Origin of the sequence: Dysgonomonas sp. 37-18 (genome assembly GCF_001899125.1) — a bacterium.
Classification (GTDB): domain Bacteria; phylum Bacteroidota; class Bacteroidia; order Bacteroidales; family Dysgonomonadaceae; genus Dysgonomonas.
The window spans coordinates 27726-45335 of record NZ_MKVC01000047.1 but is presented as its reverse complement, the minus strand read 5'-3'; the positions used below and the strand labels follow the sequence as shown (position 1 = coordinate 45335).

The following is a 17610-nucleotide window of genomic DNA, read 5'->3' as shown; positions in this document are numbered from 1 at the left end:
GCTTAAAATTTAATTGATTAATGCTTATTATAAGGCCGTTAAAATCATCCGACAGCGAACTATTGAGGGATGCGACTTATTACAACCTGAATTGGAACGGGAATCGTTTTTCTCGAAAAGAGATAGACGAAAATCCGCATTTTGCCCATTATTTCAATACTTGGTTAGAAAATTCTGACTTCGGTTTTGTCGCCGAAAGGCATGGAAAACCTTTTGGGGTTGTATGGTTGAAATACTTCCCCTCGGATAATCCCGGATATGGATTTATTGCCGAAAATATTCCCGAACTAAGTATCTGCATGTTACCAAACCATCGTGGTTTGGGAATAGGGACAGAACTTATAAAAACAGCCATAAACAAAGCGAAATCATTATCCATTCCTGCTATTAGCCTAAGCGTCGAAATGGGAAATTCTGCGCGAAACCTGTATTTGCGCACGGGATTTAAACCTGTTGATGATATACCTGATAATAGCACACTCATTTTGTATTTATAATTTTCTTGTTCTCTTTTTCTTTTTCATCCGTCGGGCAAAGGCTTCTTCTTGGTAGTCTGTACCATTTGTTTCGGGTGTCAACAGGCTGAATAACCCACCTGCCACCGAATCATCTTCTTGCTTCCTATCGAACGGCTCGAACGATTGCCCTTTGTCCTGCTGTTCCTTCGGCTCTTGTTGCTTCCCGCTGAATAAATCATTGAACATGTTTGCCGAAAATTCTTTACCCAAACGCGAACCATTAAACACGGTTTTCTGCTCGTGGTCAATAAACGTTGTACCATAAATTCGTCCCTGCTCGTTCTCGCGGAACAGAACGCCGATACCGTTCTTTGCCAATTCCTTTTCAAAGCCCGCACGGTCGGGATGGGACTTCATGACCGAAGCGATTACCTTCTTGCTTCGCTCTTTCAGCCCCTTGTCCTTGATAATTTCCGTAGATTTTTCAATCCGTTTTTCCAACGCATCCACGCCAACCGTTTTTCCAAATAAGGAAGATTTGAACGGATGTCCGACTTTCTCGCGCTTGTCATTCATGGCGGAATATACCAAGCCGCGATACGGTTTGCCGTTGGCTTCGCCTCGCACCTCTTCCATATTAATATGGTAGAAAGCAAGCAACGCCTTGTATTCCTTTAAACTCTGAAAATGGTAGGATTGTGAAGCGGGACGGACAACATTGCCAATTTGCCGTTTTACATCGCCGTCGCCGTAGTTGACGGCTTTTAATGGTGCGCCTTCCTGCCGCAACTTTTTATCCGCAGGATGTAAACCGTACTGCTGTTCCAACTCACGGCAGGCATCCATCGAACGCCGATGCTCAAACTTATCGTTAATCTTCTTTCCTGTTTCATCCACCCGCAACGAAACCACATGAATGTGTTGCCGCTCGATGTCCTCGTGCTTATACACGATAAACGGTTGGTCGCCGTAACCCATTTTGTCCATGTATTTTTGAGCAATGTCGGATAACTGCTCGTCACTCAATTTGTCTTTCGGGTCGGGATTAATGGACACGTGCAACACGGGTTTTTCCGTCTTATTATTTGCCAATAAGTACGGCTCGAACGAGCGCATACACACAAGAATATCATACACGCCGTCCTTCGGTTCAATCATTCGATTGGTCAAAAGTACCTTCGCATGGTCATCGTCCACCTTGGTTTGGTTGTACGAAAGCGCACCGTAAAGCGTATTGCTCGAACTCATTTTTGCAACCATTTCTTTTCAAATTCTTCCGTGAGTTGCACAATTTGCTTGTTGATGGCGACCAATTCCATCGTTGCTTTTTCCAGTTTAAAGAGAAACGCAAGGGCTTTTTTCTCGGTAAAAGTGGTTTTGATTGCCTTCGTAATCTGATTATAGTTTACACCAATGGCGCGGAACTGCGAATGAAAAGTTGTCAACCGCATGTAGTAATCCATCGCCGCCTTGTCGATTTTAACGACCGAAACGGGCTTGTCAAAGATGCAAGCGGTGATAAAGTGCGCCTTGTTTTTCATCCCCGACGCATCGAACAGGGACAGGAACTGCGCGTTGTCGGCATCGTTCAGGTTGAACGCATACCGATGGCTGCACGGGTCGGTCTTGGGTTTACGACCGCCTTTAGGATTTTTCTTTTCTGCTTTCATAACAAAATGGATTTTAGTGGTACATCATAGCTGCAAGCCAATACACTCGAAAATCTTTCCAAAAAACGCTGACTTCGGAAGCGTTTTCCCCCGCAAGGGGCAAGTCGTTTTCAGGTACGGAAAACGGTTTTGAGGCACTCAAAACACAACTTGCCATTTGCCGATGCAAATAAAATCCGCCCTGCGGGACGGATTCGATGTTAGCGAGATTGACTTTTGAAGTTGGCATATTGACTTTTCTAAACGATGCTGCAAAGTTACGGGGCGGATTTCAGACGTACTCTATATCGCTGAACGCCAACCAGTGCCAAATCGACGCCAACCAGTGCCACCTGTCGAAAAAGTGAAAAATACGCCTGCTTTTCGTCGTTCTTTTGCAGAAAAATCAAAGATGTAATTCTATAAATACATGAAGTTTCAACGACATAAATCAGGATTGAAAGGAATATTCAATGAAGCAACACTTCGCAAAATTGCAGAAGTACAAACGTCAACAAGCATTGTCGTACTGGTTCAAATCAGTATTGTCGTACTGACGTGCTGTCGTATCGTCGTATGTAAGTATTTCAGGAAACCAGTAAATCATCATCAAAATAAGGACTTACAGTCATAAATCAACAAATAATTATTCACGTAAAAATTCAATGAAATGAAGAAAGAAACAGTATTCGTAGCCTTTTCCACGCAAAAAGGCGGGATGGGAAAAACAGCCTTAACGGTGCTAATGGCAAGCCATCTGCACTATGTAAAGGGGTTGCATGTGGGCGTAATCGACTGCGATTACCCGCAGCATAGCATCGGCGAAATGCGCAAGCGCGATACCGAACTGGTGATGCAGGATGACTACTTCAAACGCTTGGCATACCGTCAGTTTTCGACGCTCGGCATTAAAGCCTATTCCGTGAAGGAAACTTCTTCCGACAAGGCGATTGAGGAAGCCCAAAGCATGATGGATAATTCCGACAAGTATTTTGATGTGATTTTCTTTGACCTGCCCGGAACGCTCAACAGCGGCGGGGTTATTAAAACCCTCGTTTCGATGGATTACATTTTCGCCCCCGTGAGCGCCGACCGTGTGGTACTGGAAAGTACGCTGCAATATGCGGTGATGCTGACCGACAACCTGATTACCCCGAAAAAAGGGAACATCAAGGGTTTATACCTCTTTTGGAATATGGTGGATGGGCGCGAAAAGACTTCGCTGTACAAAGCCTACGAAAAAGCCATTGGCGAATTGGGCTTGCCAATGCTCAAAACGCTACTACCCGATAGTAAACGCTTCCGCAAGGAAGTATCGGACGAACGAAAAACTGTATTTCGTTCCACGCTTTTCCCTGTTGATAAGGCTTTGCTAAAAGGCAGCAACATTGAAGAACTCGCCGAAGAAATTTGTCAAACCATAAACCTGAATAACAATGGCAACGAATAAAAGGGACATCGGGGAAATCGACGAATCGCTATTGCTTTCGTCCATCAAGGAAAAAGAACCGCAAAAGGCGGAACGGGTAAAACCTGTAAAAGAGGAAATACAAGTACAGGAAGCCGAAGCCGAGCCTGTTCTCGAAAAACCAAAAGAAACCGCCAAGCGCAAGCGGAACAATGCGGTTGACTACACTTCGACCTTCTTGCAAAAGAACGAAATCAAAACGCGGCAATGCGTATATATCAGCCAGCGCATCCATGCGACCATTACGGAAATCGTTCGGGTGATTGCCGATAAGGATATTACTGTCGGCGGCTACATTGACAACGTGCTGCTGCAACACTTGGAAGCCAATAAGGATGAGATAAACGACCTATACAAACGTGATAGAAAGGACTTAATCGAATGAAACTCTTTGCCATGTTAGCCATTGTCGTTGCGCTGTACTTCCTGTACCGATTGGCGTTTCCGAAGAAAACGGAACTGCCGAAAAGCAACGAAAACATTCCGAAAAAACGGAATGACGAAACAAGTATTGTCGGTCAAAGCCGTGTTGTCCTCGGTTATCGAAGCCAACCACCGCCAACCCCTGCCACTGCTTCAAAATCTGATAATTCGGAAGAAAAAGCCGATACTTTTGCAGAGGAAAACGCATCGGAACCAATGGAAATTGATGTTCCTGCGGAATACGAAAATGAAAGCGAAGAACCCGGAAATGAGGATGTCGATACCAACGAGGAAGCCGAAGAACTTCGGCAAACCTTGGGAAGCGAAGCGGAACTGGCAGCGGGATTTTCGTATGAAGAAATGGACTTGGCGGTTGAAGCGGTCAGCCAACCCGAAAGCGAAAATGAGGCAGAGGCAGCCGAAGTGCTGTACCGACTGGAACATACGGAATGCGTTGAACAACTCGCCGCCGTCAGTCCCGAAAAAGCCTTGCGGATAAAGAGTTTGATAAGCCTGCACGTGCAGAGCATCGAACTGACGGATGAAGAAAATAGGATTGAAGATACGAGCGATTTCAACATCGCTGATTTTTTAAGTTGAATTTTTAAAAACAAGAAAGATGAAACAAAAAGATTACGGTTAGCGCAGCGGGCTACCACTAAAATCCAAAGTAAACAGTATTAACCCGCCGTGAAAGCCCATCCAACTTTCACGGCACATTTCAAGAATCATTATGACAAAAAAGAGATTATTTCTTTCGGCAGCCCTTATGTTGGCTGCTCTCGGCGCATTCGCGCAAGGCAACGGCTCAGCGGGAATCACCGAAGCCACCAGTATGGTAACCTCGTATTTCGACCCTGCCACCAAATTGATATATGCCATTGGTGCGGTGGTCGGTTTGATTGGCGGGGTAAAAGTGTACTCGAAGTTTTCGAGTGGCGACCCTGATACAAGCAAAACCGCCGCCTCGTGGTTCGGCGCGTGTATCTTCCTGATTGTATCGGCAACTATCCTTCGTTCCTTCTTTTTGTAAGCGGTCATGGACTATCCAATCAACAAAGGGATAGGCAAACCTGCGGAATTTAAGGGCTTGAAGTCACAATACCTGTTCATTTTTGCAGGCGGACTTTTGGCTGTTTTCGTGGTGTTTGTGGTGATGTACATGGCGGGTATCGGCCAATGGGTTTGCATCGGCTTTGGCGTGAGCGCAGCATCAGTCTTGGTATGGCTGACCTTCTCACTGAATGCCAAATACGGCGAACACGGCCTGATGAAAGTACAAGCCCGCCGCTCACACCCCAAATACCTTATCAACCGCAGGGCTATCCAACGATTATTCACCCGTAAAAAGAAAAACGCATGAGGAATACATTAAAAGCCGTTACGCTCGAAAGCAAGTTTCCGCTGCTATCGGTGGAACAGGACTGTATCATTTCAAAGGATGCCGACATCACCGTCGCGTTCAAAGTGGAACTGCCCGAACTCTTCACGGTAACAAGTGTCGAATACGAAGCGATACATTCCGCATGGACAAAGGCGGTGAAGGTATTGCCGAACTTTAGTATCGTGTACAAACAGGATTGGTTTATCAAGGAAAACTACGTTCCCGAAATTCAAAAAGACGACCTTAGTTTTCTAAGCCGAAGTTTTGAACGCCACTTCAACGAACGCCCCTACCTGAATCACACCTGTTACCTGTTCCTGACGAAAACCACGAAGGAACGCAGCCGCCGGCAAAGCAATTTTTCGACGCTTTGCCGCGGCTTTATTGTTCCCAAGGAAATTCAGGATAAGGAAACGGCATTGAAATTCTTGGAATCCGTCGGACAGTTTGAACGCATCGTCAACGATAGTGGCTTCATCAAATTGGTAAGACTCACAAACGACGAAATTGTTGGCACACCCGAAAATGCAGGTATCATTGAAAAATACTTAGCACTCTCGCAGGAAGACACCACCTGTTTACAGGATATATCCCTGTCTGCCGCCGACATGAAAATCGGTGATAACATCATGTGCCTGCACACGCTTTCGGATGCCGAAGATTTGCCTTCCAACGTTAGAACCGATGGACGGTATGAAAAACTATCGACCGATAGAAGCGATTGTAGATTGAGTTTTGCTTCGCCTGTTGGTGTTTTATTGTCGTGTAATCACATTTACAACCAGTGGATTTTCATTGACGATTCCGCCGAAAGCCTGCGCAAGTTTGAGAAGATGGCGCGTAACATGCACTCGCTATCCCGCTATTCGCGCGGCAACCAAATCAATAAAGAATGGATTGAAAAGTACCTGAACGAAGCCCATAGTTTTGGGCTGACTTCGGTACGCTGCCATTGCAACGTGATGGCGTGGTCGGACGATGCCGAAGAATTGAAGCGCATTAAAAATGATGTCGGTTCGCAACTCGCCATTATGGAATGCAAGCCGCGCCACAACACCGTGGATACGCCGACTTTGTTTTGGGCTGGCATTCCGGGCAACCAAGGCGATTTTCCTTCGGAAGAATCGTTCCACACCTTTATCGAACAAGCCTTGTGCTTCTTTACGGAAGAAACGAACTATAAAAGTTCGCCTTCGCCGTTCGGAATCAAGATGGTTGACCGCCTGACGGGAAAACCACTGCACGTGGATATATCGGACTTGCCGATGAAGCGCGGGATTATCACGAACCGCAACAAGTTTATCTTGGGTCCTTCGGGTTCGGGAAAATCCTTTTTTACCAACCACATGGTGCGGCAATACTACGAACAGGGAACGCATGTGCTGTTGGTTGATACGGGTAACTCGTACTTAGGTTTGTGCGAGATGATAAACCGCAAAACCAACGGTGCGGATGGGGTTTACTTCACCTACACCGAAGAAAATCCAATTGCTTTTAATCCATTTTATACGGACGATGGGCAGTTTGATATTGAGAAAAGGGAAAGTATCAAGACATTGATATTAACCCTATGGAAGCGGGACAACGAACCGCCCACACGCGCCGAAGAAGTCGCTTTATCAAATGCCGTAAGCCTGTACATCGACCGATTGGATAACATCATTCCGTCCTTTAATACCTTCTACGAATTTGTCGGTGGTGAGTACCGCGAAATCCTTGCTGCCAAACAGGTACGCGAGAAAGATTTTGATGTGGCGAACTTTCTGAACGTCCTCGAACCGTACTACAAAGGCGGCGAATACGACTACCTGCTGAACTCGGATAAACAGTTGGATTTGCTTTCTAAACGCTTCATAGTATTCGAGTTGGACAATATCAAAGACCACAAAATCCTGTTCCCGATAGTTACGATTATCATCATGGAAACCTTCATTTCCAAGATGCGCAAACTAAAGGGTATCAGAAAGATGATACTGATTGAAGAAGCGTGGAAAGCGATTGCAAAAGAAGGTATGGCAGAATACATAAAGTATCTGTTTAAAACCGTCCGAAAATTCTTCGGTGAAGCCATTGTGGTAACGCAGGAAGTCGATGACATCATCGCTTCGCCCATCGTGAAGGAAAGTATCATAAACAATTCCGACTGTAAAATCCTGCTCGACCAACGTAAGTACATGAATAAGTTTGATTCAATTCAAGCCTTGCTGGGATTGACCGAAAAGGAAAAATCGCAGGTACTTTCCATCAACATGGCGAACAACCCATCACGAAGGTATAAGGAAGTCTGGATTGGTTTGGGCGGCGTGCAATCCGCTGTGTATGCGACAGAAGTGAGTTTGGAAGAGTATTACACGTACACAACCGAAGAAACTGAAAAACTGGAACTGTTCCGCCTTGCTGAAAAGTTGGACGGAAACATTGAACTGGCGATTAAGCAACTCGCCGAAAGTAAACGAAGTAATCAATAATTTAAATTCAAAAAAATGAAAACTAAATTTTTTCTTTTGGCTGTACTACTTACCGTATGCAGCCTTTCAAGCAAAGCGCAGTTTGTCGTTACCGACCCTGCAAACATTGCCACCAGTATCGTAAATACTGCTAATCAGATTGTTCAAACGTCATCGACGGCTGCCAACATGATTAAAAATTTTCAGGAAGTGAAAAAGGTCTATGACCAAGGTAAAGAGTATTATGACAAGTTGAAAGCCGTACACAATTTATTACAGGATGCCAAGAAAGTGAGAAATACCATTCTCATGGTCGGCGAAATTTCCGACATCTACGTCAATAATTTTCAAAAGATGATGGCTGACCCGAACTTCCGCATCGAAGAATTGACGGCGATTGCCTTCGGCTATACGAAGTTGCTGCAACAAAGCGCGGATATGATTTTGGAACTCAAAGACGTGGTTAACGTCAACGGACTTTCGATGACCGATGCCGAGCGCATGGACATCATTAACTACGTGCATGACCGACTGGTGCAACATCGCAATCTCGTATCCTACTATACTCGTAAGAATATTTCCATTTCTTACCTGCGAGCGCAAAAGAAGGGTGATACTGACCGAGTGATGTCCTTGTACGGAACGGCTGACGAACGCTATTGGTAACCCTAAAATCAACTCATTATGGTACTATTAGCCGTTGATTTCGACAACCTGCACCAAATTCTGCGAAACCTCTACACCGAAATGATGCCCCTGTGCGGTAACATGGCGGGGGTAGCCAAAGGGATTGCGGGATTGGGTGCGTTGTTCTACGTTGCCACCCGTGTGTGGCAATCGTTATCCCGCGCCGAACCTATTGATGTCTATCCGCTCTTACGACCGTTTGCAATCGGGCTTTGTATTATGTTCTTCCCAACTTTTGTGTTGGGAACGATTAATACCGTGATGTCGCCCGTTGTAAAAGGCTGTAACCAAATGTTGCAAACGCAAACATTTGATATGAACGAGTATCGCCGCCAAAAAGACCAACTGGAATATGAAGCCATGATGCGCAACCCTGAAACTGCTTATCTCGTCAGCAATGAAGAATTTGACCGCCAACTGGACGAACTCGGATGGTCGCCTTCTGACTTAATGGTAGTGACGGGAATGTATGTCGAGCGCGGGATGTATAGCCTGAAAAAGTCCATCCGCGACTGGTTCAGGGAACTTTTAGAAATACTGTTTCAAGCCGCCGCATTAGTCATCGACACGATACGAACGTTCTTCCTGATTGTCTTAGCCATTCTTGGCCCGCTCGCCTTTGCGATAAGCGTCTATGATGGCTTTCAATCGACCATGACACAATGGATAACGCGCTACATCAGCGTGTATCTGTGGCTACCCGTATCGGATTTGTTCAGTTGCATACTGGCAAAAATCCAAGTCCTCATGCTGCAAAACGATATTTCCGAATTGCAGAACAACCCCAACTTTTCCATTGATTCATCCAATACGGTGTATATCATCTTTATGCTGATTGGCATTGTCGGCTACTTCACGATTCCGACGGTATCGAATTGGATTATTTCGGCGGGCGGAATGGGTAACTACGGGCGCAACGTCAACGCTGCTGCCATGAAAGCGGGCGGTGCTGCGGGGGCTGCGGCAGGTTCGGTTACGGGAAACATATCAGGAAAATTAATGGGGCGGTGAGCCACCGCTGGCAATTATTTATTCATAAAACAGAAAATGTATGGAATTTAAATCATTAAAAAACATCGAAACATCCTTCAAACAAATACGGTTCTTCGGAATCGTGTTTGTCTGCCTGTGCGCGGGAATTGTCGGGTATGCCCTTTGGAACTCGTACAGTTTCGCCGAAGCACAGCGGCAGAAAATCTACGTACTGGATGGCGGGAAATCGTTGATGCTCGCACTTTCGCAGGACTTGTCACAAAACAGACCTGTGGAAGCTCGCGAACACATCAAGCGTTTCCACGAACTCTTTTTCACGCTGTCGCCAGATAAGAATGCCATCGAAAGCAATATCAAACGCGCCCTGTTTTTGGTTGATAAAAGTGCTTTCGGCTACTACAAAGACCTGACGGAAAAAGGTTACTACAACCGCATAATCAGTGGGAATATCAATCAAACCATTGCCGTGGATAGTGTGCAGTGCAATTTTGATTCGTACCCGTACAAAGTGGCTACGTATGCAAGGCAAATGATAATCCGTGAAAGCAATATCACCGAGCGAAGTTTAGTAACGCGTTGTAATCTTATTAACTCGGTACGAAGTGATAACAACCCGCACGGCTTTATCATGGAAGCCTTTGAAATCGTTGAAAACAGGGATTTACGAGTCATTGACCGCTAAAATTTACAATGTATGATAAAGAAACAAGTAAACAGATTTAGGGATTGGATAGAAGACGGGCTTCGCCGTGTATGCGGCGGAATGTCGCCTGAACGGCGGCTGATAACCATTTTGGCGTTTTGCGTCATCTTCGGCAGCCTGTCCATTTACATGACCGTCAGTTCCATTTACAACATCGGCAAGCGCGATGCAGAGCAAAAGTATTTGGAAATTGAGCACATGAAACGATTGGAACTGCAATATTCCAACGACAGTATTAACCATTTAAAACAGCAAAAGTATGAGCGAGAACAATCAAACGGACAGTAAGCAAACGCTTACGCCCGAACAAAAGCAGAAGATGAAGAAGTACGCCATCTTCGCTTTGATGGTCGTGATTTTCGGGGCTTGCCTGTGGCTGATTTTCGCCCCGTCGGCGGATGAAAAAGCGAAGACGGAAGCCACGCAAGGCTTTAATGCCAATATCCCAATGCCCAAGGAAGAAGGCATTATCGGCGATAAAGAAAGCGCCTACGAAGACGAAAGGATGAACCAAAAAAAGAACGAGAAAATGCGTTCGTTACAGGATTTTGCCGACATGTTGGGCGGTGAAAAAGAAAAACCGTCAAGCGATTTGGTGTTAATGGATAACGAACCAACTGCACAAAAATCGGGTGGCTACACGTCGCAAAAGCAACGACCATCGTCCATTCAAACTTCCGTTTCCGCCTATAAGGACATTAATCGAACGCTTGGAAATTTCTACGAAAGTCCGAAAGACGACCCTGAAAAGGAACGCTTGGTAAAGGAACTGGAAGAAATTAAGGCAAAAATGGCTGAAAGTGAAAGCAAGAAAAACTCGGTGGACGAACAAATGGCGTTGATGGAAAAATCTTACCAAATTGCAGCGAAGTACATGCCGCAAATGCAGGGACAATCAATGGAAGCCAACGGACAACCTGCTTCGTCCGGACAAACCAATTCGCGCAACGCATCAGGTAAAACGCAGGTGGTTCCCGTGTCGCAAGTAACGGAACGCACGGTGTCGGCATTACAACAGGATATGAGTAGTGCCGACATTGTAAAGGCGTTCAGTCAGCCCCGAAATATGGGATTTTTAACGGCGACTGCTGAAAAGCAAGCGGAAGCCAAGAATACCATTACCGCTTGTGTACACGATGAACAAACGATTTTGAACGGACAGAGCGTCCGCCTTCGTTTGCTCGAACCCATGAAAGCGGGCAATATCCTTATTCCACGAAATACCCTGATTACAGGAATGGGCAAAATCCAAGGCGAACGGCTTGATGTTATTATCAATTCATTGGAATACGAGGGTTCGATTATTTCCGTGCAAATCATGGTGTATGATACCGATGGACAGCAAGGTGTTTTCATTCCGAATACTGCCGAAGTCAACGCTGCCAAGGAAATTGTTGCCAACATGGGCGCGAGTGCCGGAACGAGCATCAGCCTGACAAGCGATGCGGGTCAGCAGTTGGCTGCCGACTTGGGGCGTGGACTGATTCAGGGAACCTCGCAGTTCGTTTCCAAAAAATTAAGAGAAGTAAAAGTCAATCTCAAAGCAGGGTACAGAGTTTTTCTGTTACCTAACGAAAAATAAATAAACCACTAAAATCCAAAAGTAATGAAACAGTATTTTTTAATGATTGCCTTCGTGGTAATTGCATGTACAGCAAACGCACAAAACAAACCGTCTTCGGGCGACTTCTACGACGGGTTTACCCGTAAAATCACGTATGACAGAATGATTCCGCCGTATGGCTTAGAAGTTACGTTCGATAAAACCGTCCACATTATTTTTCCCGCCAACGTGCGCTATGTGGATTTGGGTTCAACCAACATCATCGCAGGAAAAGCGGACGGCTCGGAAAACGTTGTCCGTGTAAAAGCCGCCGTGAAAAACTTTGAAACGGAAACCAACTTTTCAGTCATCACCGACGAAGGCAGTTTTTATGCCTTCAACGTTCGGTATGCCGACGAACCCGAAAAGTTGAATGTCGAAATGAAAGATTTTATGCACGATGGCGAAGCAGTGAACCGCCCGAACAATTCTTTAGAAATTTACCTGAAAGAATTGGGTAACGAATCGCCCAAAGTCGTGCAAATTATCATGAAATCCATCTACCAAAGCGATAAGCGTAAGGTAAAGCACATAGGCTGCAAACGCTTCGGTATCCAGTATTTTTTGAAAGGAATTTATACGCACAACGGATTAATGTATTTCCATACGCAAACTAAGAACGCCTCGAACGTGCCGTTTGACATTGATTTTATCCGTTGGAAAATCGTCGATAAAAAGGTTGCCAAGCGTACTGCCATTCAGGAAACAGTCATTTATCCAGTCCGCGCCTACCACAACGTAACGCAGGTGTTGGGTAAACGTTCGGAACGCAGCGTGTTTGCAATGGATAAGTTTACGATTCCCGACGGCAAGCAACTGGTGGTGGAACTCTTTGAAAAGAACGGCGGGCGGCATCAGACCTTCATTATCGAAAACAGCGATTTGATACGTGCCGAAGTGATTAACGAACTAAAAGTGAAGTAAGATGAAAAAAGTAACATTTTTACTTGCGTTGATGCTGTGCCTGGTTGTTCAAAACCAAGCGCAGGCACAACGCCGTTTGCCCTCGCAAAAGGGCATTCAACTCACTGGCGGAACAGTCAATGGATTCAACTTCGATACCAAAAGCGACGGTTTTGGCTTCCATTTCGGCGCGGCGATGTCGTCCTATACCAAGCAAGGGCATCACTGGCTATTTGGTGGCGAATACCTGCAAAAGCAGTATTTGTACAACGACTTGCGATTGCCGTTGGCGCAAATTACGGGCGAAGGTGGCTACTACCTGAACTTTCTGTCGGATGGTAGTAAAACGTTCTTTCTGTCGCTCGGTGTGTCGGGCATGGCGGGTTACGAAACCATCAACTGGAACGATAAGTTGCTGCCCGACGGGGCGACCATCCAAAACGCTGATGCGTTCATCTACGGCGGTGCGCTGACGCTCGAAACGGAAATCTACCTGACGGATTTTGCCGCACTCATGTTCAACGTCCGGGAACGGATACTGTGGGGTTCAACGGTCGGAAAGTTCAACACGCAAATCGGCGTGGGAATTAAGTTTATCATCAATTAAAACAACGAATATGAAACGATTTGCATCAACCATTTTATACACGCTATTGCTGTCGGCAATAGTCTGTGCCTGTAGCGACGATTTGGATATTAAGCAGGATTACAGATTTTCTGTTGAAACGTTGCCGCTTCCGAAGTCGCTGCAAAAGGGCGAAACAGTTGCCTTAGAGTTTTCGATTGTCCGAGAAGGGCATTACGAAGGAACGGCGTATAAATTCCGGTACTTCCAAAGTGAGGGAACGGGAACGCTGACAGACAGCAAAGGAAAATCCATCCCGATGAACCGCTTTCAGCCCATCGCTTCCGATGATTTTGTGCTGATTTATACCAACATGGCGGAAGAACAAGCCCAATTGGATTTTGTGTTTGAAGATAACTTCGGGAAACGGATGGAATATACGCTTACGTTTACGGGTAAGCGGACGGATGAGGGGCTGAAATAGAATTTTGAGTTTGGTTTTGGAAAGCCCTCGGCATTTGTCGGGGGCTTTCCTGCTAAATAACAGGAAGATAATTGCGCTATATATTAATTAAGTTGTAGCTTTGCACGCAAAATGTGGCATTTATTAAACTATATAATATGCAAATTCAATCTATTGAAATTACAAATGTAAAAGGAATAAGAAATAAGCTATTTAGGTTAGACCTTGTTCCAAATAAACCTAATATATTGGTAGCACCTAATGGATTTGGGAAAAGTTCATTTGCAGTTGCTTTTGATTCTTTAAGGAGTAACAAAATAGAATTGGATGAGAAAAATCATCATAAAAAATCAGCAGCACACAGACCTATTCTTTCACTTACATTAAGTACAGGGTTAACACTTATTGCAGATGATACTCAAAATACTATATTAGATCATTTTGATGTATTTGTCATAAATAATCAAACAGAGCCAAAGTCCAAAGTTCAGTCTTTTGGAGGAAGGACTTTTGCTAAAACTTCACTTGATATTGTCCCAACTGTATTAGTCCCAACGATTCCTTCAAAGATTGGCTTTAATTATTCTTCTGGCTCTATTAAAACATCCTTTGGAGCAAATGGGAATAAAATACTAAATAATATTTCGAATATTTTTGGATGCGGAGCATTATTTCATAGAATCGAAAATGAGATAGATTTCACAAGATTTAGTCTCAGAAATTATCAAACGACACTTAATAATACTATTATACAGATTAACCAGCAAACTGGAACAGGAGATAATATAAAAAACTGGATAAGGATAAATGTTTTACCTGCAATTCAAGCACTAGATGAATATCAAAAACTTTCTGATATTATCGCTTCATTTAGATTCAGGGAAATAACAAATGATGTCGATTTATTTCTAGCGACTTGGCAAATATTAACTATAAGAAATAACTTAGGTGCAAATTTCAAGAAGGCTTGCAAATATCTCTATTACCTCGATGAGAAAGACGACTATACTCAAACTATAGATTCTTTTAATCCTGTAAAAGATAGATTTGATATAAAACCTAAAGAAGAAAGAAATAGCCTTATTGTTTATTGGCCTAAGGCCCACGAAATTTCTAATGGACAAAGAGACATTTTGACATTCATAGCATTGTTATTAAAATCAAGACGTAATTTCAAGAAAAAGGATTGCATTTTAATAATTGATGAAATATTCGATTACATGGATGACGCAAATTTGATAACATTTCAATATTATATTTCCACTTTCATTGATGACATGAAAAGATGCAAGAAAAGAATATTTCCCATCTTATTGACACATTTAGACCCTCTGTTTTTTAATCATTTTTGCTTTAATGATAGTAAAATCAAAGTCAATTACATAAAAGACATCAACGTTAAGTCTAACCAGCAAATACTTAAACTGATATATAAGAGAGCAGACCCAAGCATTCAGGATAATGTTGATGCTTATTTTTTTCACTTTCATCCAGATATTTCTCAAATCGATTTGACAAATGAGTTTAAAACACTTAGTTTAAATATGGATTGGGCTAAGCCCGAAATGTTTTTAAAAAAGATATCTCGCGAGATTAGAAGATATTTATTTGAAGATAATACCTTCGACCCTCTGGCGATATGTTTTGGAGTAAGAATACAAATAGAGAAATTAGTTTACGATAATATCCCGGACAAAGAAAATAAACGAATCTTTATTGAAGAAGTAAATGGAACAAAAAATAAACTTCATTTCGCTCAAACAATTGGAGTTCATATCCCTGAAACTTATTTTCTGCTCGGAATAATTTACAATACCTCTTTGCATTTAATAGAGGGACAAGATGTGTCGAAACCATTAGGCCTAAAATTAGAGAATGGAACAATTAAGCAGATGATATTGAATATCTTTAAGTAATTCAAAAACGATTTAAACTGGTTTCTTTGCTACTTTCTTTTTCCGCTCACGTCAAGAAAGAAAGTAGCGGGCGGTTTCTCGCCCATATAAATAATTCTAAAGGTCAAAAGAATGACAATTGCACTGCTTTTCTGCCCGTCAGTTCATCAAACATATCTTTCACTTGCCGAACGATTTCACACGAAAATTTGGCGTTGAAATTGCCGCAAGTGTCATCCTTCAGTCGCTCGGCTGCGAGTTGGTGATGCAGTAACATTTCTTTTAAACCCTCTTTTAAACAATCCTTTCGGCTGTCCATCACTTTACCCCAAATACTCAAACCGCTTGAACTGCTTGCATTGCCTGTTGAGCAACTGACCGAATACGTCCATTTGCCGTTTTTACCTCGCCCAATTTGCAGGTAGTTTGAGGAATACGGTTTGTCCTTTACGGTAAACGGAATTTCTTCCTGTTCCAAAAATTCGGGACGTTGCAACCATCCGTGTTCATCCAGTTGCTTGCCGTCAAAGCCAAACAGTAAACCTCTGTCATACGCCCGTTTGTTGGTGATAAACTGATACGGGCGGTCGCCAAACCGCTCGTATTCGTCCATTACCGCTTTATCATTGAGCCATACCGCCTTTAGGTAAACGGCAGCAAAATGTCGTTCGCCCCGCCAAAAGTTGGCAGTTTGAAATTCTGCCAACTTTTCAAATTTCGATAGATTTTTGTAGTCCATGATTTTAGCGTTTTACTTTTGAATTTTCCACCAACCGTAAATTTCCGTATCATCGGGGGCAATGCTGCACAACTGCCCCTGTACACAATCTTCCGCAAGCATGTTGCAAATATGCTCTATATCCGAATCCGATAATGGATGCTCGTATTCCTCGTATTCTGCTTGGTAATCCGACCATTCCCACCAGTATTCAATGGTATGGGCATAAAGTCGGGTAGTTTTATTTCTTTCGTTTGTTTTCATATCCTTATGCTTTTTTGTTTAACCATTCGTCCCGCCGTTCTCTGCATTTTTCCAACGTTTCGGCAACCGTTGAAAACAGTTCGCCGTCTGTGTGTCGGTAGTCGTATTGGAAATATTCTTTACCCCGAAATGCACCTAATACACATTTCACATACTGTTCCTGTCCCTTTTCGGTGGTGGTGCTAACACCGTTTTTAGTAATGGATTCCGTTTCTTCGGGTGTGTAGTTCGCACATTGCCCGTGACAATATCCGCCGACTTTGCAGGTCGCACAATTACTGTAATTCGCAGGTAAATAGTACATACATTTTGCTACTGTTTCCATGATGCTATTATTTAGATGTTTGCTTAATTCCTTTGATTTCCTTTTCGGGATGTACATTAAAATCCCAATCTATATCGTCATCAGGCAACGTGGAATGAATATCACCCCCGATAACCAACCCGCAATGTTTTTGTACGTATTCGGCTGCCTGTTGCCTTGTTTCGGCTTTTACCTTAAAAACGCCCTCAAAAATGAAGCGTGTCTTTACTTCAAACTCTTTCATATTCTTTTGATTTATAAAATGATTAAACCCAAAATCAGCAATAACAAAGCGATGGAAACCAACATTACTATAATCCGAAACGCTAACCGTATCAATGCACGGACAATCAGGAAACCTGCTACAACTGCCAAGCAACTGCCTGTTCCGTAGTTCGCAACCAATGCCACAAGCAATCCCACAACTGCTATCCGCTTCGTCCACCGCCAAATTATATGTAGATTTGAGAGGCGAGGGAATTTTTGTTTCACGTTATGTTTACCGTTCTTCATCGTGCTGACTTTTTTTATATGCGTCATCGGTCGGGTCGGTCATTTTTGTTTCATAGGCAAGCACGGTGAAGGGTTTAGGGTTGTCAAGTTTTGCGCAAAAATTACGCTCGCCCGAAGGGAAAGAGGAAGAATTTTTGTGGCAACCGCAGGCTCGAACTTTACTGCCTGTT

At 43.7% G+C, this 17610-nt stretch carries 23 protein-coding genes; 16 read left to right on the top strand and 7 right to left on the bottom strand.

Annotated elements, in window-relative coordinates:
- Nucleotides 1–20: 20 nt before the first annotated feature.
- Nucleotides 21–497, top strand: coding sequence for a GNAT family N-acetyltransferase (locus tag BGO84_RS17370; protein ID WP_217809490.1), 477 nt, complete (start codon nt 21–23; stop codon nt 495–497).
- Here BGO84_RS17370 and mobB read toward each other — a convergent pair.
- Entirely contained in the window at nt 492–1718 is a 1227-nt protein-coding gene (mobB, locus tag BGO84_RS17365) for a conjugal transfer protein MobB (RefSeq protein WP_085535613.1), read from the bottom strand. The genes BGO84_RS17370 and mobB overlap by 6 nt on opposite strands.
- Nucleotides 1703–2128, bottom strand: coding sequence for a conjugal transfer protein MobA (gene mobA, locus BGO84_RS17360; RefSeq protein ID WP_085535614.1), 426 nt, complete (start codon nt 2126–2128; stop codon nt 1703–1705). Before mobA ends, mobB begins: the two co-directional genes overlap by 16 nt.
- A 649-nt stretch (nt 2129–2777) precedes the next feature.
- Here mobA and BGO84_RS17355 point away from each other — a divergent pair.
- The 15 genes from BGO84_RS17355 (at nt 2778) to BGO84_RS17285 (ending at nt 15662) form a co-directional block, all read left to right on the top strand.
- A complete protein-coding gene (locus BGO84_RS17355; RefSeq protein ID WP_085535616.1) occupies nt 2778–3557 on the top strand; it encodes a ParA family protein in 780 nt (259 codons plus the stop codon).
- Complete coding sequence (locus BGO84_RS17350; protein ID WP_095996242.1) at nt 3544–3960, top strand: DUF3408 domain-containing protein; 417 nt, start codon at nt 3544–3546, stop codon at nt 3958–3960. Before BGO84_RS17355 ends, BGO84_RS17350 begins: the two co-directional genes overlap by 14 nt.
- Nucleotides 3957–4598 carry a hypothetical protein gene (locus BGO84_RS17345; RefSeq protein WP_085535618.1) on the top strand — a complete coding sequence of 214 codons (642 nt, stop codon included), beginning with the start codon at nt 3957–3959 and terminating at the stop codon, nt 4596–4598. The genes BGO84_RS17350 and BGO84_RS17345 overlap by 4 nt, the downstream gene beginning before the upstream one ends.
- Nucleotides 4599–4731: 133 nt before the next feature.
- Nucleotides 4732–5031, top strand: coding sequence for a DUF4134 domain-containing protein (locus BGO84_RS17340; protein WP_085535619.1), 300 nt, complete (start codon nt 4732–4734; stop codon nt 5029–5031).
- 6 nt (nt 5032–5037) lie between these two features.
- Nucleotides 5038–5361, top strand: a complete 324-nt coding sequence (locus BGO84_RS17335) for a DUF4133 domain-containing protein (protein ID WP_085535620.1) — start codon at nt 5038–5040, stop codon at nt 5359–5361.
- Nucleotides 5358–7850 carry a TraG family conjugative transposon ATPase gene (locus BGO84_RS17330; protein WP_085535621.1) on the top strand — a complete coding sequence of 831 codons (2493 nt, stop codon included), beginning with the start codon at nt 5358–5360 and terminating at the stop codon, nt 7848–7850. The genes BGO84_RS17335 and BGO84_RS17330 overlap by 4 nt, the downstream gene beginning before the upstream one ends.
- Nucleotides 7851–7865: 15 nt before the next feature.
- The gene (locus BGO84_RS17325; protein ID WP_085535622.1) at nt 7866–8495 is read left to right on the top strand and encodes a DUF4141 domain-containing protein; all 630 of its coding nucleotides are present in this window, start codon (nt 7866–7868) and stop codon (nt 8493–8495) included.
- An 18-nt stretch (nt 8496–8513) separates the two neighbouring features.
- Nucleotides 8514–9527 carry a conjugative transposon protein TraJ gene (traJ, locus tag BGO84_RS17320; RefSeq protein WP_085535623.1) on the top strand — a complete coding sequence of 338 codons (1014 nt, stop codon included), beginning with the start codon at nt 8514–8516 and terminating at the stop codon, nt 9525–9527.
- Between the two features lie 40 nt (nt 9528–9567).
- Nucleotides 9568–10191: a conjugative transposon protein TraK gene (gene traK / locus BGO84_RS17315; RefSeq protein WP_085535624.1), complete on the top strand. Its 624-nt coding sequence runs from the start codon at nt 9568–9570 to the stop codon at nt 10189–10191.
- A gap of 12 nt (nt 10192–10203) precedes the next feature.
- On the top strand, nt 10204–10500 hold the full coding sequence (locus BGO84_RS17310; RefSeq protein ID WP_085535625.1) for a TraL conjugative transposon family protein: 297 nt from the start codon (nt 10204–10206) through the stop codon (nt 10498–10500).
- Complete coding sequence (gene traM / locus BGO84_RS17305) at nt 10472–11794, top strand: conjugative transposon protein TraM (RefSeq protein ID WP_085535626.1); 1323 nt, start codon at nt 10472–10474, stop codon at nt 11792–11794. Before BGO84_RS17310 ends, traM begins: the two co-directional genes overlap by 29 nt.
- 24 nt (nt 11795–11818) lie before the next feature.
- Nucleotides 11819–12739 carry a conjugative transposon protein TraN gene (gene traN / locus BGO84_RS17300; RefSeq protein ID WP_085535627.1) on the top strand — a complete coding sequence of 307 codons (921 nt, stop codon included), beginning with the start codon at nt 11819–11821 and terminating at the stop codon, nt 12737–12739.
- A 1-nt stretch (nt 12740) separates the two neighbouring features.
- Nucleotides 12741–13325 carry a conjugal transfer protein TraO gene (locus tag BGO84_RS17295; protein WP_085535628.1) on the top strand — a complete coding sequence of 195 codons (585 nt, stop codon included), beginning with the start codon at nt 12741–12743 and terminating at the stop codon, nt 13323–13325.
- Nucleotides 13222–13767 (top strand): TraQ conjugal transfer family protein, encoded by a 546-nt coding sequence (locus tag BGO84_RS17290; protein ID WP_291031053.1) that lies wholly within the window; start codon nt 13222–13224, stop codon nt 13765–13767. Before BGO84_RS17295 ends, BGO84_RS17290 begins: the two co-directional genes overlap by 104 nt.
- A 137-nt stretch (nt 13768–13904) precedes the next feature.
- On the top strand, nt 13905–15662 hold the full coding sequence (locus tag BGO84_RS17285; RefSeq protein WP_085535630.1) for a hypothetical protein: 1758 nt from the start codon (nt 13905–13907) through the stop codon (nt 15660–15662).
- A 103-nt stretch (nt 15663–15765) separates the two neighbouring features.
- On the opposite strand, the gene BGO84_RS17280 is transcribed toward BGO84_RS17285, so the two are convergent.
- The 5 genes from BGO84_RS17280 to BGO84_RS17260 form a co-directional block, all read right to left on the bottom strand.
- Nucleotides 15766–16380 carry a hypothetical protein gene (locus BGO84_RS17280; RefSeq protein WP_085535631.1) on the bottom strand — a complete coding sequence of 205 codons (615 nt, stop codon included), beginning with the start codon at nt 16378–16380 and terminating at the stop codon, nt 15766–15768.
- Between the two features lie 12 nt (nt 16381–16392).
- Nucleotides 16393–16623, bottom strand: coding sequence for a hypothetical protein (locus BGO84_RS17275; protein WP_085535632.1), 231 nt, complete (start codon nt 16621–16623; stop codon nt 16393–16395).
- Nucleotides 16624–16627: 4 nt separating this feature from the next.
- Entirely contained in the window at nt 16628–16825 is a 198-nt protein-coding gene (locus tag BGO84_RS17270) for a DUF3873 family protein (protein WP_245832403.1), read from the bottom strand.
- A 130-nt stretch (nt 16826–16955) separates the two neighbouring features.
- Entirely contained in the window at nt 16956–17171 is a 216-nt protein-coding gene (locus BGO84_RS17265) for a hypothetical protein (RefSeq protein WP_085535633.1), read from the bottom strand.
- Nucleotides 17172–17182: 11 nt separating this feature from the next.
- Nucleotides 17183–17440 carry a hypothetical protein gene (locus BGO84_RS17260; RefSeq protein ID WP_085535634.1) on the bottom strand — a complete coding sequence of 86 codons (258 nt, stop codon included), beginning with the start codon at nt 17438–17440 and terminating at the stop codon, nt 17183–17185.
- Nucleotides 17441–17610 lie beyond the last annotated feature (170 nt).

Excerpts from the sequence above, each read along its gene's own strand:
- BGO84_RS17370 (WP_217809490.1), top strand. The coding sequence starts at position 21 with ATGCTTATTATAAGGCCGTTAAAATCATCCGACAGCGAACTATTGAGG.
- mobB (WP_085535613.1), bottom strand. The coding sequence starts at position 1,718 with ATGGTTGCAAAAATGAGTTCGAGCAATACGCTTTACGGTGCGCTTTCG.
- mobA (WP_085535614.1), bottom strand. The coding sequence starts at position 2,128 with ATGAAAGCAGAAAAGAAAAATCCTAAAGGCGGTCGTAAACCCAAGACC.
- BGO84_RS17355 (WP_085535616.1), top strand. The coding sequence starts at position 2,778 with ATGAAGAAAGAAACAGTATTCGTAGCCTTTTCCACGCAAAAAGGCGGG.
- BGO84_RS17350 (WP_095996242.1), top strand. The coding sequence starts at position 3,544 with ATGGCAACGAATAAAAGGGACATCGGGGAAATCGACGAATCGCTATTG.
- BGO84_RS17345 (WP_085535618.1), top strand. The coding sequence starts at position 3,957 with ATGAAACTCTTTGCCATGTTAGCCATTGTCGTTGCGCTGTACTTCCTG.
- BGO84_RS17340 (WP_085535619.1), top strand. The coding sequence starts at position 4,732 with ATGACAAAAAAGAGATTATTTCTTTCGGCAGCCCTTATGTTGGCTGCT.
- BGO84_RS17335 (WP_085535620.1), top strand. The coding sequence starts at position 5,038 with ATGGACTATCCAATCAACAAAGGGATAGGCAAACCTGCGGAATTTAAG.
- BGO84_RS17330 (WP_085535621.1), top strand. The coding sequence starts at position 5,358 with ATGAGGAATACATTAAAAGCCGTTACGCTCGAAAGCAAGTTTCCGCTG.
- BGO84_RS17325 (WP_085535622.1), top strand. The coding sequence starts at position 7,866 with ATGAAAACTAAATTTTTTCTTTTGGCTGTACTACTTACCGTATGCAGC.
- traJ (WP_085535623.1), top strand. The coding sequence starts at position 8,514 with ATGGTACTATTAGCCGTTGATTTCGACAACCTGCACCAAATTCTGCGA.
- traK (WP_085535624.1), top strand. The coding sequence starts at position 9,568 with ATGGAATTTAAATCATTAAAAAACATCGAAACATCCTTCAAACAAATA.
- BGO84_RS17310 (WP_085535625.1), top strand. The coding sequence starts at position 10,204 with ATGATAAAGAAACAAGTAAACAGATTTAGGGATTGGATAGAAGACGGG.
- traM (WP_085535626.1), top strand. The coding sequence starts at position 10,472 with ATGAGCGAGAACAATCAAACGGACAGTAAGCAAACGCTTACGCCCGAA.
- traN (WP_085535627.1), top strand. The coding sequence starts at position 11,819 with ATGAAACAGTATTTTTTAATGATTGCCTTCGTGGTAATTGCATGTACA.
- BGO84_RS17295 (WP_085535628.1), top strand. The coding sequence starts at position 12,741 with ATGAAAAAAGTAACATTTTTACTTGCGTTGATGCTGTGCCTGGTTGTT.
- BGO84_RS17285 (WP_085535630.1), top strand. The coding sequence starts at position 13,905 with ATGCAAATTCAATCTATTGAAATTACAAATGTAAAAGGAATAAGAAAT.
- BGO84_RS17280 (WP_085535631.1), bottom strand. The coding sequence starts at position 16,380 with ATGGACTACAAAAATCTATCGAAATTTGAAAAGTTGGCAGAATTTCAA.
- BGO84_RS17275 (WP_085535632.1), bottom strand. The coding sequence starts at position 16,623 with ATGAAAACAAACGAAAGAAATAAAACTACCCGACTTTATGCCCATACC.
- BGO84_RS17265 (WP_085535633.1), bottom strand. The coding sequence starts at position 17,171 with ATGAAAGAGTTTGAAGTAAAGACACGCTTCATTTTTGAGGGCGTTTTT.
- BGO84_RS17260 (WP_085535634.1), bottom strand. The coding sequence starts at position 17,440 with ATGAAGAACGGTAAACATAACGTGAAACAAAAATTCCCTCGCCTCTCA.